17 protein-coding genes are annotated in these 12,226 nt (G+C 32.1%); all 17 read right to left on the bottom strand.

Annotated features, from left to right (window positions below):
* Positions 1–5: 5 nt before the first annotated feature.
* On the bottom strand, positions 6–1,715 hold the full coding sequence (locus KPL55_RS10675; protein ID WP_216306702.1) for a hypothetical protein: 1,710 nt from the start codon (positions 1,713–1,715) through the stop codon (positions 6–8).
* Positions 1,716–1,719: 4 nt separating this feature from the next.
* The gene (locus tag KPL55_RS10670) at positions 1,720–1,911 is read right to left on the bottom strand and encodes a hypothetical protein (protein WP_216306701.1); all 192 of its coding nucleotides are present in this window, start codon (positions 1,909–1,911) and stop codon (positions 1,720–1,722) included.
* An 860-nt stretch (positions 1,912–2,771) separates the two neighbouring features.
* Complete coding sequence (locus KPL55_RS10665; RefSeq protein WP_216306700.1) at positions 2,772–3,200, bottom strand: phBC6A51 family helix-turn-helix protein; 429 nt, start codon at positions 3,198–3,200, stop codon at positions 2,772–2,774.
* A 198-nt stretch (positions 3,201–3,398) separates the two neighbouring features.
* Positions 3,399–3,905: a hypothetical protein gene (locus KPL55_RS10660; RefSeq protein WP_216306699.1), complete on the bottom strand. Its 507-nt coding sequence runs from the start codon at positions 3,903–3,905 to the stop codon at positions 3,399–3,401.
* Positions 3,906–3,931: 26 nt separating this feature from the next.
* Positions 3,932–4,084: a hypothetical protein gene (locus tag KPL55_RS10655; protein ID WP_216306698.1), complete on the bottom strand. Its 153-nt coding sequence runs from the start codon at positions 4,082–4,084 to the stop codon at positions 3,932–3,934.
* A 10-nt stretch (positions 4,085–4,094) separates the two neighbouring features.
* Complete coding sequence (locus KPL55_RS10650; RefSeq protein ID WP_216306697.1) at positions 4,095–4,310, bottom strand: hypothetical protein; 216 nt, start codon at positions 4,308–4,310, stop codon at positions 4,095–4,097.
* A 368-nt stretch (positions 4,311–4,678) separates the two neighbouring features.
* On the bottom strand, positions 4,679–4,834 hold the full coding sequence (locus tag KPL55_RS10645; RefSeq protein ID WP_216306696.1) for a hypothetical protein: 156 nt from the start codon (positions 4,832–4,834) through the stop codon (positions 4,679–4,681).
* Positions 4,835–4,854: 20 nt separating this feature from the next.
* Positions 4,855–5,847 carry a tyrosine-type recombinase/integrase gene (locus tag KPL55_RS10640; protein WP_216306695.1) on the bottom strand — a complete coding sequence of 331 codons (993 nt, stop codon included), beginning with the start codon at positions 5,845–5,847 and terminating at the stop codon, positions 4,855–4,857.
* 222 nt (positions 5,848–6,069) lie between these two features.
* Positions 6,070–6,270: a hypothetical protein gene (locus KPL55_RS10635; protein WP_216306694.1), complete on the bottom strand. Its 201-nt coding sequence runs from the start codon at positions 6,268–6,270 to the stop codon at positions 6,070–6,072.
* Between the two features lie 90 nt (positions 6,271–6,360).
* On the bottom strand, positions 6,361–6,543 hold the full coding sequence (locus tag KPL55_RS10630; protein ID WP_216306693.1) for a hypothetical protein: 183 nt from the start codon (positions 6,541–6,543) through the stop codon (positions 6,361–6,363).
* Positions 6,543–6,806: a hypothetical protein gene (locus KPL55_RS10625; protein WP_216306692.1), complete on the bottom strand. Its 264-nt coding sequence runs from the start codon at positions 6,804–6,806 to the stop codon at positions 6,543–6,545. The genes KPL55_RS10630 and KPL55_RS10625 overlap by 1 nt, the downstream gene beginning before the upstream one ends.
* 180 nt (positions 6,807–6,986) lie before the next feature.
* Positions 6,987–7,352, bottom strand: coding sequence for a KTSC domain-containing protein (locus KPL55_RS10620; RefSeq protein ID WP_216306691.1), 366 nt, complete (start codon positions 7,350–7,352; stop codon positions 6,987–6,989).
* A gap of 47 nt (positions 7,353–7,399) precedes the next feature.
* Positions 7,400–8,050: a hypothetical protein gene (locus tag KPL55_RS10615; protein ID WP_216306690.1), complete on the bottom strand. Its 651-nt coding sequence runs from the start codon at positions 8,048–8,050 to the stop codon at positions 7,400–7,402.
* 27 nt (positions 8,051–8,077) lie between these two features.
* Complete coding sequence (locus tag KPL55_RS10610) at positions 8,078–8,425, bottom strand: YopX family protein (RefSeq protein WP_216306689.1); 348 nt, start codon at positions 8,423–8,425, stop codon at positions 8,078–8,080.
* Between the two features lie 23 nt (positions 8,426–8,448).
* Complete coding sequence (locus KPL55_RS10605) at positions 8,449–9,195, bottom strand: hypothetical protein (RefSeq protein WP_216306688.1); 747 nt, start codon at positions 9,193–9,195, stop codon at positions 8,449–8,451.
* Between the two features lie 23 nt (positions 9,196–9,218).
* Positions 9,219–11,561 carry a phage/plasmid primase, P4 family gene (locus KPL55_RS10600; protein ID WP_216306687.1) on the bottom strand — a complete coding sequence of 781 codons (2,343 nt, stop codon included), beginning with the start codon at positions 11,559–11,561 and terminating at the stop codon, positions 9,219–9,221.
* A 26-nt stretch (positions 11,562–11,587) separates the two neighbouring features.
* A complete protein-coding gene (locus KPL55_RS10595) occupies positions 11,588–12,223 on the bottom strand; it encodes an ERCC4 domain-containing protein (protein ID WP_216306686.1) in 636 nt (211 codons plus the stop codon).
* Between the last annotated feature and the right edge of the window lie 3 nt (positions 12,224–12,226).

Below are 12,226 nucleotides of genomic sequence, written 5' to 3'. Positions count from 1 at the left end.
CCTCCTTATAAGCCTAATGCTCTCCTGTCCAATATTTTAACAACACTTACTACCTTAATATCATTAATTCTATTAGCAAACTCTGCGGTTATATCTGGAGCATCATCATGTTCACTGAAATTTTGGCCAGCAAAGTCAATTATTTGATCTTGGAATGCAACATCTTCTTCATTAAAAATTATTCTGCCATTATTAACATCAGAAACAATGGTGCTAATCTTTTCATCTTTATTCTTATTCTGCATTTCATTAATAAAAATAAAAGTCCTCGATTTAAGAACTTCATCCAATGCTATTAATTCTTTTAACTTAATTACATCAGCGCCTGAGTATGTATTTTTTTCAACACATATGTGAGTTATATCTTTATAATCAATTAAAAGTTTAAGAGTATGCTTCATATACCCATCAAACTCAATTTTCAATATTTCAGCCTTACGAGCATATTTAAAACCATTATCAGCGAGTGATCCAACTAAGAAACCATAAAAATCTTCTTTTTTCTTATTTTTATTATCAGTGCCAGCAGGATCCATGCAAAGCATAGTTTTAATAAATTTATGACTTTCAATTTCTATAGCAGGTTGATTAACAGTAGTTTTAAAGTTTTTAACACCAATTTTGCTGGCATCATTCTGTAATTCCTGTTTAAAACTTATTTCATCAGTGTAATAATCAATCGCAAGTTTTACACAACTCCATTTATCAGGCCATGAAACAGGGTACTGCATTTCCTCTTCATGTTGATAATAAAATTCTTTAGCTGCAGCTTCAGCATCCTCGTATATATCACTAAAATAAATCTCTTTAAACTGTGCCCATAATCCAGTAGTGTAAAGATCATCAACATCATCTACTAAAACTGCTTTTCTAGTAATGCATTTATATTCTTTATTTACAAGAATCCTACTCATAAAACAATCTCTATGAAGAATAGTGCCGAGTACAATAAATTTTGTGGCCATTTTAATTTTTACACCATTACGGATTACGGCTTCATCTCCTGCAAACTTTGCATCATCCATCCAAGTACGATATTTTTTATCCCTTGATTCCTGAGTTATAATATCTGACTTACCTTGGTAATCATCAGCTATAATACAGAAAGGTCTATCATTACCATACTTTTTCCCACGAATAGAGCTTGTAGAAGATATTGCCTGTATCTTTGTATGATTAGCAAGTTCAAGCTCTAATTTATTTACTGTGAAATTTCTAGTATCAATTAATTTTCCAAATGTTTTTATGATATATTGATTTTCTTCAAAAGCCTGCCTTGTTGTTGCTATAAAATCAGTGGCATCCTGTTCAACCTTTCCGCAAACAAGGGTATAAGGTGATAGCTCATAAGCATGGAGCCAAGTAGATACTGCGAAATCCATTATAGTTGTTTTTGCAATTCCACGAGGTTCTGCTGCACCAAACTTATCGAACTCATCAGCTATAAACATTTTTTCAGCCTGTTCCCAAAGTTCATAATGCACAGGTGCTAATTCTCTAGCTACGTTTCCAGGCTTAGGTGTAAATGTGTCCTGAAGAAAGTATTTACAGAAAAATGCTATTGACCGCTTACCTACTGACCAGGCTAGACCATGAAAACCAAATAAGTTATTATTATTTTCATGCATCAATTCACTAGCTCTAACTGAACCATATAATTTCTTTAAGTATTGGAACAGTAGTCTTCTATTTTCTTTACTCTCATCATATTCCATTTAATCACCTTCTTTGCTGAATAGCCCCTCTGTGCCTTGTATAACTTGGATGCCTCATGCAATCATTCATATTAAATGAATTATCTAACGTGAAATCTAGTTCTTCGCATCCATGGTTTTTGTTGCATTTATTAATCAGAGGACAGCAGCATACTAATTCTTTTTCTTTCCATTGAGTTAATAATGTTATTTTCATTAGCCTCACCCCCAACCTAAAAAATAATATAAAAAATTGTATAGCCTACCCCAGGAATTTCAGAAATTCCCAGAATAGAAGGGTACCCCACCACAAAATATAAATTCTTTTTAAATATGAACAAACTATTAATGTCGTGAAATCAAACTTTAACGACATTAATGCATGCTCTAAACCCATTGCCTTGGTTAATTGATTGTACAACTGCATAATATACTATGAATCCATGTATATTCTGCATATTATACAGTAATTATATACATGATAACAATGAGTCTATCACTCATGCATAGCTTACCAATAACAGGACTTCATACATCATATAATGTAGTGATAGCCTCATTCTAATTAGGTTATTTAGTATCATTCATTTAGTTGTAACTAAACATAATATTAGTTATAACTAAATAAAGATACTCGCCAATTAAATTAGTTCAATCTATTTTAATATTAGCTGCAACTAACTTCACATGACCCCCATATAACATTAGTTGCACCTACTATATGATTAGTTCAATCTATTCTGTTATGGCTCTGCGACTACATTAGATGCCACTAAATATATATTAGTTCAAACTAAATATAATATTGTACCGCATTAATTAGTTATAACTAAATCTCATATCAGTTCAATCTAATTAATAATAAGCACCGCATATATTAGTTGGATCTAATTAGATGATTAGTTGAAACTAAATATAATGTAGCATCATTAAGATTAGTTGCATCTAATTAGATGATTAGTTCAAACTAACACAATGCATCACCCACAAACGAGGCTATAGGCTAGACTTCCAACGTATATATGGTTAGTGTAATCGCACATCTGTGTAGCAACCACTACCTACATTGCACCAGCATCATTGCTCTTTATCAAACTCTTTAAGCTCTTGGTCCAATATATCAGCCGTTACGGTGTCTTTATCCTCTCGGCCGTCAGCCAACTCCATCCTAGAGGTGGCCTTGCCATGACCTCTATCAAGGATATCCGTTGCTGCTCCTTGTGCTATCTTCTCATTCTTTGACTTTAGCTGTTCGACTAAAACCTTTGATGCATTGATAAGAGCTCCCTTTAATATCCGTTTACTTTGAAATGAAATCTCCTGTTCGAATTCGTCCAGCTTCGCCTGAAACTCTTTCAATTTTTCCCAACTCCAAAGGGTTGTTCTTGATATTCCAACAATTGTTGCTATTTCAGCTTTACCTATACCAATAGCAAGCATTTCTGCACACTTTACTTGTCTTTCATCTAGCATTAAAACCACCTCCTTAAGGTTAACGTTAAGCATAAAAAGAGCACCAGTTGTTCACCAGTACTCTTATACCCTTTTAAATACTTCCATTACGGTTTCCATTACCTTTTATTCATAGAAAAAGCACCCGAAATCAGTTAAGATTTTCAAGTGCTTTTTAATTACAATTTATAATAGTATCATTTTACCACTTCTGTTTTAACATGTATATAACATCTTTTTAACACGTTTTTATCATAAGGCATCTACTCCAAATAAATATACTCCCAAGGCTTGTACCATCTCGTTTCTCCACCTTCTAACGGTCATCTCTACACAGCTTAATTCAACTGCTATCTTATCAAATGGTACATTTTGTATATAATACATTTCAAGTACCTCATACTTACTTAGCTGGTTTTTCTTAATACATTCTTCTTTTAGAGCTTCCAGTGCTGCTTTAATATGACTTACCATAATCATTGTCCTGAACTTACTTCTTCGGATTGTTAATATAAATAGTTTATCATTTGATTCTATATTCTCACAGGAATTTTCATCAACTTCATCAAGATCTATAAAGTCTAAATTATCAACTGCATTCTTATAATGTTTTGATAGACTATTATAATTACTTAAAAGCAATCTCGTATTATGAAGAATTTTAGTTTTTGCATCCTCCTGTCTTTTTATATCAAATTCCTTAATAGCCTCTGTTACAGCTTTTTTTATTACTTCATCAAAGTTTGCAGAATATCTCATTGTCTTATCCCTCCTAAGTTTTTATATTAGCCTAACTTCTTAACACGTTCTTGAATTATTTTCTTTTCAGCCTCAAGCTGAGCTTTAAGTGTCCACTTTTTACCTAAAACAGCATTTCTGATATTTATATTTAGTTGATCTATTCTACCCAGGTACATATCTTTAAAATCTATTTTCATATTTGCCCCCTTAAATTTTAAATCCGTTTAACAATTCATCTTGTCTAGCATTTTCAATTTGGTTTCCAACTTCGCTAAGCTCTACAGTAATTTTCTGATATTCTGGAATATAACTTTTCTCTATAACTTCAAGTTTTATATTTTTATTATCTAAGTACAAACATGCTTTCTTCTCTCGAAGTAGCAGAGAATTATATTTTTTCTTTAATACCATTGATTTATCCATAAATTACCTCCATTCCCCCACCGTGTAGGGAATTTTGAATTCGTGTAGGGAATTTATTTTCCTACACGCCCTTTAACCCGTTGGTATCACTAGGTTTAATGATAATTCGTGTATAAAGTGTACAAAAAATCCCTATTGTATACATAATACATATGTATATATGTATATATATTACATATATTTTACACAGTATATAATTGTTCAATAATTTACTACACTTTATACACGATTGAGTATTACCAATACTTTGAACCAGTTTTTTTATACACAAAGCCTACACAAAGCCTACACGTTTCCTAAATTCCCTACACGCTTTTTTACTATTTGTATAATTAATATAATATTTATACATTTGTTGATTTATTTGTCTATTCTTCACTTTTACCATTACTTGACATCTCATTCCTCAATAATTCTTCTTCTCTCCTGCTATTTTCACTACAATTCATCATCAGATTAGCTAACCAATATCCCATTATTGCACCCATGGATAATATAAATGTTACTTTTGCTAATGCTATCATTTTTACCCTCCCTATATTTTTTAAGAAGTTCTTCTGTATTCGTGCATTATGTTTTCCTTACTCACTTTTGCATATATTGTAGTCGTTGAAATGTTCTCATGGCCTAAAATTTCTTTTATTATTTGGATTGGTGTGCCTGAGTTGGATAGATCTGTTGCTTTCCCATGACGGAACAAATGCGGAAATACATTAACTCCTAATCCACTTCTCTTTTTTATTGTTGCTATTTCATGCTCAATACTTCTTCCACCTAGCCGAGAATATGGGTTTTTAGACCCTACGAATAATGCATTACTAATACCTTTTCTTGTTTTTAAATATTTTTTCAGAAGAATTTTTGCTTTTATAGAAAAGTAAATCTCACGTTCTTTATTCCCTTTTCCAATTACAACGGCTGTGCACTCTTCCCAATTAATGTCCTCTAAACTTATAGTAACCGCATCACTTAGACGACATGCTGAGCTATACAGAAATTCTGTTATTGCCCTTTCTCTATCTGTAATACATGCCTGCCTGAATATTTCCATCTGTTCTTCTGTAAGCGGTTGTCTCAATCTTACAGGCTCTTTTGTCAATTTCAACTTTCTGGCAGGATTAGTTATAATATACTCTTCATCATTTAGCCATCCAAAAAAACTTTTTAATATATAAATTTGTTCGTTGGTGCTAGTTGGCATTAACTTTTTACATCTTTGCGCCAAATACATTCTCAAGTCCATTGTAGTTATTGATGCTAATGGCTTTATAAGTCTATTTGCAAATATTAGTAGGTTACTGTTATATCCCTTTAGCGTAGTTATGCTTAATCCATCTAGCTTTTTCACCACTAGATATATCTGCAATTTTTCGATTGTATCATTACTTGTTACTAGCCCAAGTTCCTGTGGCACTAAATCAAATTTGTACAGGACATCTTCAATTATTTCTCTAACTTTTAACTGATTTATGTCTGGAAACTCCAATGTCAATTTTCCAACCATGCGAATTATTACTTCATTATTAGCTATACTCATACCAATACCTCCTACAATTTCACAAAGAGGAGATAAAGGTATGTTATAATAGCCTTATCTCCAAGTTGAGATTTAACAAGAGAAAGAGAGCTGTATGTTGTCGAGACAGGGGCTCTCTTTTTCTATGTAGCTATTATAATGAAATAGTAGGTAAAAAAACGGTCAAATTATGAAGTTTTTATAATTAATTTGTTGCGAGGTTTTTGGATATTATGAAGTAACTTAGTCCTCGTACGGATTATAAAAAATCAATTCTTCACCACAAAATGGACAAATAGTATCTTTAGACTGTGCCAGTTTAAACAATTTATCATACTTATTGTTTCTAGTCATAATTACATCTTTGCTGCAATCTGTTTTTAATGACCACTTTTTATTAGTTTCAAGGCATTCTATAAATGTCCATGTACATTTGGTATTCATTTCTTATCCTCCTTGCATTATTTATTGGAATTACGCACTAATTAAAATAGATTAGCACCGCCTATTCAAACTGAATACTGCGGTGCTAATCTATTTGTTTTTTAATTGTTCTATTAACCCTGTGGCACTATCTAATTCTATTATTAGTCTTATATAGTCTGCCACGGTTAACCCTAGCTTAGAAGCTTGTTTTGTTGCCATTTCTTTAAAATTCGTTTTTTCTTCGTCTGTTTTATGATGTACTCTTATTTCAGAGTATATACGAGGTGACATTAAGCCACCCCATTTAACCACTTTTTAAAATTTTTATGGTAATTATTTATAACTTTTCTGTTTTTGTAGGTAGCATCTATTAAAATTTCAAATGTAATTTGATTGTTTTCATCAAATATTCTAGCACCACCAGCATTCCACCTATATGTGTTCTCTTGTTGTACTTCATTAAGTGTGTAATATTTCCCTTCCCATTTTGCATTTTCAGTTCCACCCATACAATCTATTAAATATAATCTTGCATCCTCTTTACTTTTTATCATTTTATATTCCCCCTTACTTATCTGATATTTTAATTATACCGTACATTGTACGGTATTGCAATAGGGAAATTAAATATATTTTTAGCTGTTAAAAAGGTCATTTAACACCGCATTATTCAGTTTTCAAAGAACAGTTTTCTATTTTAAATTATTTCATTATTTTATTGAAGTGCGTACTAACTAATCTCTAACTTTTAAAGGCATTCCCATTTCATTACTTACAATATCTACTCTACCCTCTGTTACTATTGCAGTTGCCATTGGATTATAATATTTATTTAAATAATCAATTAAAGGCTTCGAAGCTTTCTCTAATGCATAGAAAGAATTTTGAGTCTCTACATCATAAGAATCTCTTAAATACCTATTGATATAAGAACCTATTGACGTTGCTATTAGTAAATCCTCAAATACCATTTTAGGAACACATTTATACATGTACTTTTCTCCACTAATAAGTTCTACGTGGATACTTCTATAATCTTCGTCATACCCTACTGACTTTACATTTGATGATTTAACTGACACCATTTTTACTTTTAACATATTAATTACCTCCTAATTTTTATTGCACATTTTAATCATATATGGATCTAATATCTTCTTCTTACAATTCTGTATATTACATAACCTATTCCAATAACAACTATTACAGTAAATACATCATGCCATCTGGAATAAGTAGCAGGTGATCCAGTAACTACATTATTAACCGGATACATTGAATGTTGAGACATAGCTTGATACAACCAATAGTTTGACCAGAAGCAATTACTTGAGTTAAAACTATAATAGCCTGGACTAAAATACGTCTTATATGTTGGATGTCTATAGTTATTATTTATATGTGTTGTTCTATAGGTGGTGTAATTAGTGTAATTTCTAGCCTTAGTTTCCTTTTTTACTTTAGTTTTATAAGCTGCAGCTTTTGTTTTAGTAGCAGTTTTATATGCCTTTGCTTTAGCTTTTGTAGCTGTTTCTTTTGCAGTAGCTTTTGCCTTATTCACATTGTAAACTTTGGTTTTTGTGGTATCTGATTTTGTTTTTGCTATTGATGCCTTAGTAGGTGTTTTTGCTTTAGTAGTAGATTTTGAAGAACTTTTATAACTACTGGATGAACGAAAGCTTGATGATCTACTTGATGAATGTGAACTTGAATGCGACCCTTTTGCCAATATCATTTGGGATGGCAGCATCAACATTAAACATATTCCAAACACTATTAATATCTTTTTATTACTCATTTGTTTCCCCCTATATTAAATTTCGTCTTACTCTTCTCCAGTAATAATTGTATTTTTACAAGTTTCAGTGAATAGTTCTACTGCATCAGTTCCACTATCAATCCACCAAGTACCATCATAAAACTTAACCACGCCAGTGAAGTCTCTATCCTTTGTACCAACTAAAACATTCACTTGACGTACATTCATGCCCTCATATATTTCATTACCATTAACATCATTTTGCTCTGAATATTGTCCAACGCTTTCAGGTATAACTTGTTTATTTAAGGAACTAAATATCCACGCCTGTTTCTGTGCTGGTGCTTGAAGAAGATCACCATGTTCCCATTTATTAGTTTTTATATTTTTGCCTCTGAATTTAATTTTTCTCATAGCGTACCCCTCTCATATTTTTACTAACTAAATGAAGCTTCTGGCTCTGCATCAGGTGTAATATCGTCAGAATCATCAGTGATATCTGCCTCTAACGTTGTACCATTTTGGGCCAATTTCATTAAAAATATTTCAAACTCATTTAAGTATCTTAAGGACTTTATATCATGGGCAGTATCATAAGATATATCCCACTTTGCGCCCTTATCTTTATTGTATTTACTAAGTCTTATAGCAAAATTCATATCTTCATCTTTTTCACATTCAAGCACTAATGTTGCATATTCAAAAGAGCTCCAATTTCTACCTTCATCTTCATCAATAGTTAATGTAACCTCAACACATTCATAGCTAGGGCCATCATCATATTCAACTTCTAATTCAGAAGTTGCCACGTTTTTACACACATATTTCTTCCATGCTTCAAATAATTCAGAACTTTTAATGCTTTTCTTTTTTTCATCTGAAATCATCAGCTCTTTAAAATTAGTCAATAATTTTTTATTTTCTAATGCAGAACTCTTCAAAACATCAACTAGAATAGAATCTAGTTTAACTATATACTTGCTATAATCGTAACCCTCAAGGTAAGGAATCATAACAGCTTTAACTTTTTCTTCAATCACTTTGGTAACATCGCCGTAACTACCTAATATACGATCAAGTGCTCTTATAATCCCTTTTTCTAATTCATCTCCAATAAGCTTTTCAACTGTTCCATCCTCTAATTTTTTGCTGATAATATCTTTAATTCCATTTTCTAAATTCATAATAATTTACCTCTCTCTCATATCTAATCCTTAACAAAAGGATTGAATTTGTTGTTACATTCGGTAATGTTTACTTGATGATCCTTATCTAGTAATCCAATACCTTTCCAATATAAGCCGCTATTGCTCCTACCCTTTTCAAATTCCTTCTCATTCATTTTCTTAGTAAATTTAATAGATGAAAGTGTATATTCTTTGTTTTCTTTACACCAAGACTCGTAACACTTGTACATATCGGGTACATTAACCCTTACAGTTTCGCTATTAGCTACTATGCATTCATCAGCTATAAATCTTTGAATAGGGTCACTGTCAATTCGATATTCATCTACACTAGCTTTAACAACATCTGGAATACATTCACCCTCTTGTTGCCACTTTAAGCAGCCCTCTATTGCCCAGTTTAATATCCCAGGCATTTCAGGTAACAATTTATTTTCAAAGAAATTTACGTCCTTATCACCATCAACAAATTTATATTTAAAAGGAATTTTTCTAATTCTTCTCCAAATACCATCATCATCATTATTAATTTTAGGCATATGGTTAGTTGACATCCACAGTTTAAATGTTGGTTTTAAGTTAAAACTTGATTCATATAAATTTCTAACCTTAACAGTTTCATCTGCTCCTGAAGTCATAGATTTTAATAATCCTTCATCAAAGCTTTTAGAGCCTTTCATTTCATTCACACTTACAAATCGCTTCCCTAAAAGTCCTGCAATTTCTTCTCTTGTACCTTCATCACCCATTTTTTCCATTATGCTCTTAGCATCTAAGCTGTCAGAGTAATCTCCCAGAAACCTCATAATGGTTTTTATGAAAGTTCCCTTACCATTTGCTCCATTACCATGAAGTATATAAAAGCATTGTAAATTCGCATCTCCGGTCATAGAATATCCTACAGATTTCTGAATATAATTTATTAGCTCCTGGTCCTCCATGAATATTTTGTTTATAAAACTTGTCCAATTTGGACATTGAGTTTTAGGATCATACTCAACGTCTATAACTTTTGTACAGAAGTTTCTTCTATCATGCTTTTCTAATAACCCAGTTTTAAGGTTCAAGGTCCCATTTTTTATATTTAGCAAATAATTGTTTTTGTCTGTTTCAGTAATAATAAGACTATTTTGGGTCATGGCTTGATTGACCATAGCTTTAATTTTCCCATCAGATTCACTTCTAAGAACATACTTTTTAATAGATTGCTTTAATTTTTCCTTTTTATCTTGTTCATCATAAGGTAAACCCTCCAAAGTAATATCGTCGCCCTCTGTCTGCAGTTTTCGTATTACTTTCCTTGATAATCCTTCAATCTTACCTACAAAATCAAACTCCCAGTGTTTGCTGGACCACAACAACCAACTCCTACGAACAGGATTATAACGAATGTTTTTTCCGTATATGGCCATAAGTCTTTCAGCATTTCCAACGTCACTAAAATTGTAGTTAATAAGACTCTGTTCTTCTGCATCATCATATTCATATACTGATGTAGAATCTATTACTTCTCTTATTTCATTTTCACCATTTCCAGCTGAAATAAAATCAGTAATATCTTCTTTATCCAAAATACCTGGAAGGTCAGGACGTTTAACATATTCAGCAACTTCATTAAGCTCTCTAGCAATATAATCTGCATGTGTTCGACCTGGATTGTCATTGTCGTTAAAAATTACAACCTTGGCACCTTTGAATATTTTATTATAAGATTTTCTCCACTTAGGTTTTAGCTTACTGGCTGAAGCTCCATCAAAATTACAGCAACAAGGGAACCCCAATGTGGTAAGATTGTCCGCATCCTTTTCACCCTCTGCGATATGAACTTCTTCACCTGCAGCTATAGCTTTTAAAATCACTGGGAGATTATATAAAACTGGTTCGCAACTCTCGAATTCCTGCTCAAGTGGATTTATTTTCTTTCCTAAATTTTTTGTCCACTCATTACTCCCTGGATAGGTTTCAAAATGGACGCCACCCTCTAATCCCCACACAATGGCATCCCCTATTTTTCTTCTTTGTGTGAAGTTCTTTTTTTTTGTTTCAGTGGCTTTAAACCTTACCTTTTCAAATAAAACATTCCCATTACTACTTTGATATTGATATATTCTTTCAAATCTACTATCGTAATCCCCTACAGGTAATGATCTGTCAAATAGATCACTTATCTTTAGTCCTGCTGCATCAAGAATGTCAGAAATTTCACATCCGGCATGACAAGTTAACACTGTTTTACCTTCGGATACATCATGCCAGAGGGATAGAGAAGCCTCTTTGTCTGGATGCGCAGGACAAATAGCTATATATCCTTTGCCTTTCTTTTTTACACTTTTAAACTTACTTAAGATAATGCTAAAGTCCATGCGCTACCACCTTTCTATGCTTTTGTTCACTCTTCTATGAAACCCTTATGCACTAATATATTTCTAACCCCATAACGTAGAGTATTATATATTTCGCTACCCATGAACTCCTTTGAAACAGGACGTATTATAGTTTTAAATTCTCTTTCAAGTGCCTTGAATCTTTTGTATAATGTGCTTGGATCATATTTACTTCTAAATTTCCCTTTTCTTATATCTTCATCAAAATCCTTACCCTCCATGAAGATATAAAATTCTATTCCATACTTATTGATTGATGTTAACTCTTGTTTCATCCTGTTATAATCAGTTTTCAATACCTTTGCTAGATATTTATCTCCAAATAAATCAATTATTTCTTTCTTAATTTCGTTGATATTAGTTTTATTGTCCTTTAGATTCATGGCTAATTCATCGATACAGAACTTCCTCTCAATGACAAGTTCATCAGTGAAGTAAATATCTCTAGTCTGTCCCTCGAAGCTCCCCATTGGTAAATAACAGCCGTAATCTCCATAGTCAAGTTTTTGTACCTTATACTTCTTTTTGCTCTTATCAAACCAATCTGTAATGTGACTATTTGCCTGTTCTCTAGAATCTACAAGCACAACCAAATTTTTTAATAGTTCCGTTATTTCTTTGTCAGTAAATTTATATCTCAACGC

It is taken from the genome of Clostridium lacusfryxellense (assembly GCF_018861735.1).
Classification (GTDB): domain Bacteria; phylum Bacillota; class Clostridia; order Clostridiales; family Clostridiaceae; genus Clostridium_AD; species Clostridium_AD lacusfryxellense.
This window is presented reverse-complemented; position numbering and strand designations above follow the sequence as displayed.

What these genes read in the sequence shown, in the direction of transcription:
- KPL55_RS10640 (WP_216306695.1), bottom strand. Translation starts at nt 5,847, where the DNA reads ATGAGTATAGCTAATAATGAAGTAATAATTCGCATGGTTGGAAAATTG.
- KPL55_RS10605 (WP_216306688.1), bottom strand. Translation starts at nt 9,195, where the DNA reads ATGAATTTAGAAAATGGAATTAAAGATATTATCAGCAAAAAATTAGAG.
- KPL55_RS10620 (WP_216306691.1), bottom strand. Translation starts at nt 7,352, where the DNA reads ATGTTAAAAGTAAAAATGGTGTCAGTTAAATCATCAAATGTAAAGTCA.
- KPL55_RS10600 (WP_216306687.1), bottom strand. Translation starts at nt 11,561, where the DNA reads ATGGACTTTAGCATTATCTTAAGTAAGTTTAAAAGTGTAAAAAAGAAA.
- KPL55_RS10675 (WP_216306702.1), bottom strand. Translation starts at nt 1,715, where the DNA reads ATGGAATATGATGAGAGTAAAGAAAATAGAAGACTACTGTTCCAATAC.
- KPL55_RS10665 (WP_216306700.1), bottom strand. Translation starts at nt 3,200, where the DNA reads ATGCTTAACGTTAACCTTAAGGAGGTGGTTTTAATGCTAGATGAAAGA.
- KPL55_RS10630 (WP_216306693.1), bottom strand. Translation starts at nt 6,543, where the DNA reads ATGTCACCTCGTATATACTCTGAAATAAGAGTACATCATAAAACAGAC.
- KPL55_RS10615 (WP_216306690.1), bottom strand. Translation starts at nt 8,050, where the DNA reads ATGAGTAATAAAAAGATATTAATAGTGTTTGGAATATGTTTAATGTTG.
- KPL55_RS10625 (WP_216306692.1), bottom strand. Translation starts at nt 6,806, where the DNA reads ATGATAAAAAGTAAAGAGGATGCAAGATTATATTTAATAGATTGTATG.
- KPL55_RS10610 (WP_216306689.1), bottom strand. Translation starts at nt 8,425, where the DNA reads ATGAGAAAAATTAAATTCAGAGGCAAAAATATAAAAACTAATAAATGG.
- KPL55_RS10655 (WP_216306698.1), bottom strand. Translation starts at nt 4,084, where the DNA reads ATGAAAATAGATTTTAAAGATATGTACCTGGGTAGAATAGATCAACTA.
- KPL55_RS10660 (WP_216306699.1), bottom strand. Translation starts at nt 3,905, where the DNA reads ATGAGATATTCTGCAAACTTTGATGAAGTAATAAAAAAAGCTGTAACA.
- KPL55_RS10650 (WP_216306697.1), bottom strand. Translation starts at nt 4,310, where the DNA reads ATGGATAAATCAATGGTATTAAAGAAAAAATATAATTCTCTGCTACTT.
- KPL55_RS10670 (WP_216306701.1), bottom strand. Translation starts at nt 1,911, where the DNA reads ATGAAAATAACATTATTAACTCAATGGAAAGAAAAAGAATTAGTATGC.
- KPL55_RS10635 (WP_216306694.1), bottom strand. Translation starts at nt 6,270, where the DNA reads ATGAATACCAAATGTACATGGACATTTATAGAATGCCTTGAAACTAAT.
- KPL55_RS10645 (WP_216306696.1), bottom strand. Translation starts at nt 4,834, where the DNA reads ATGATAGCATTAGCAAAAGTAACATTTATATTATCCATGGGTGCAATA.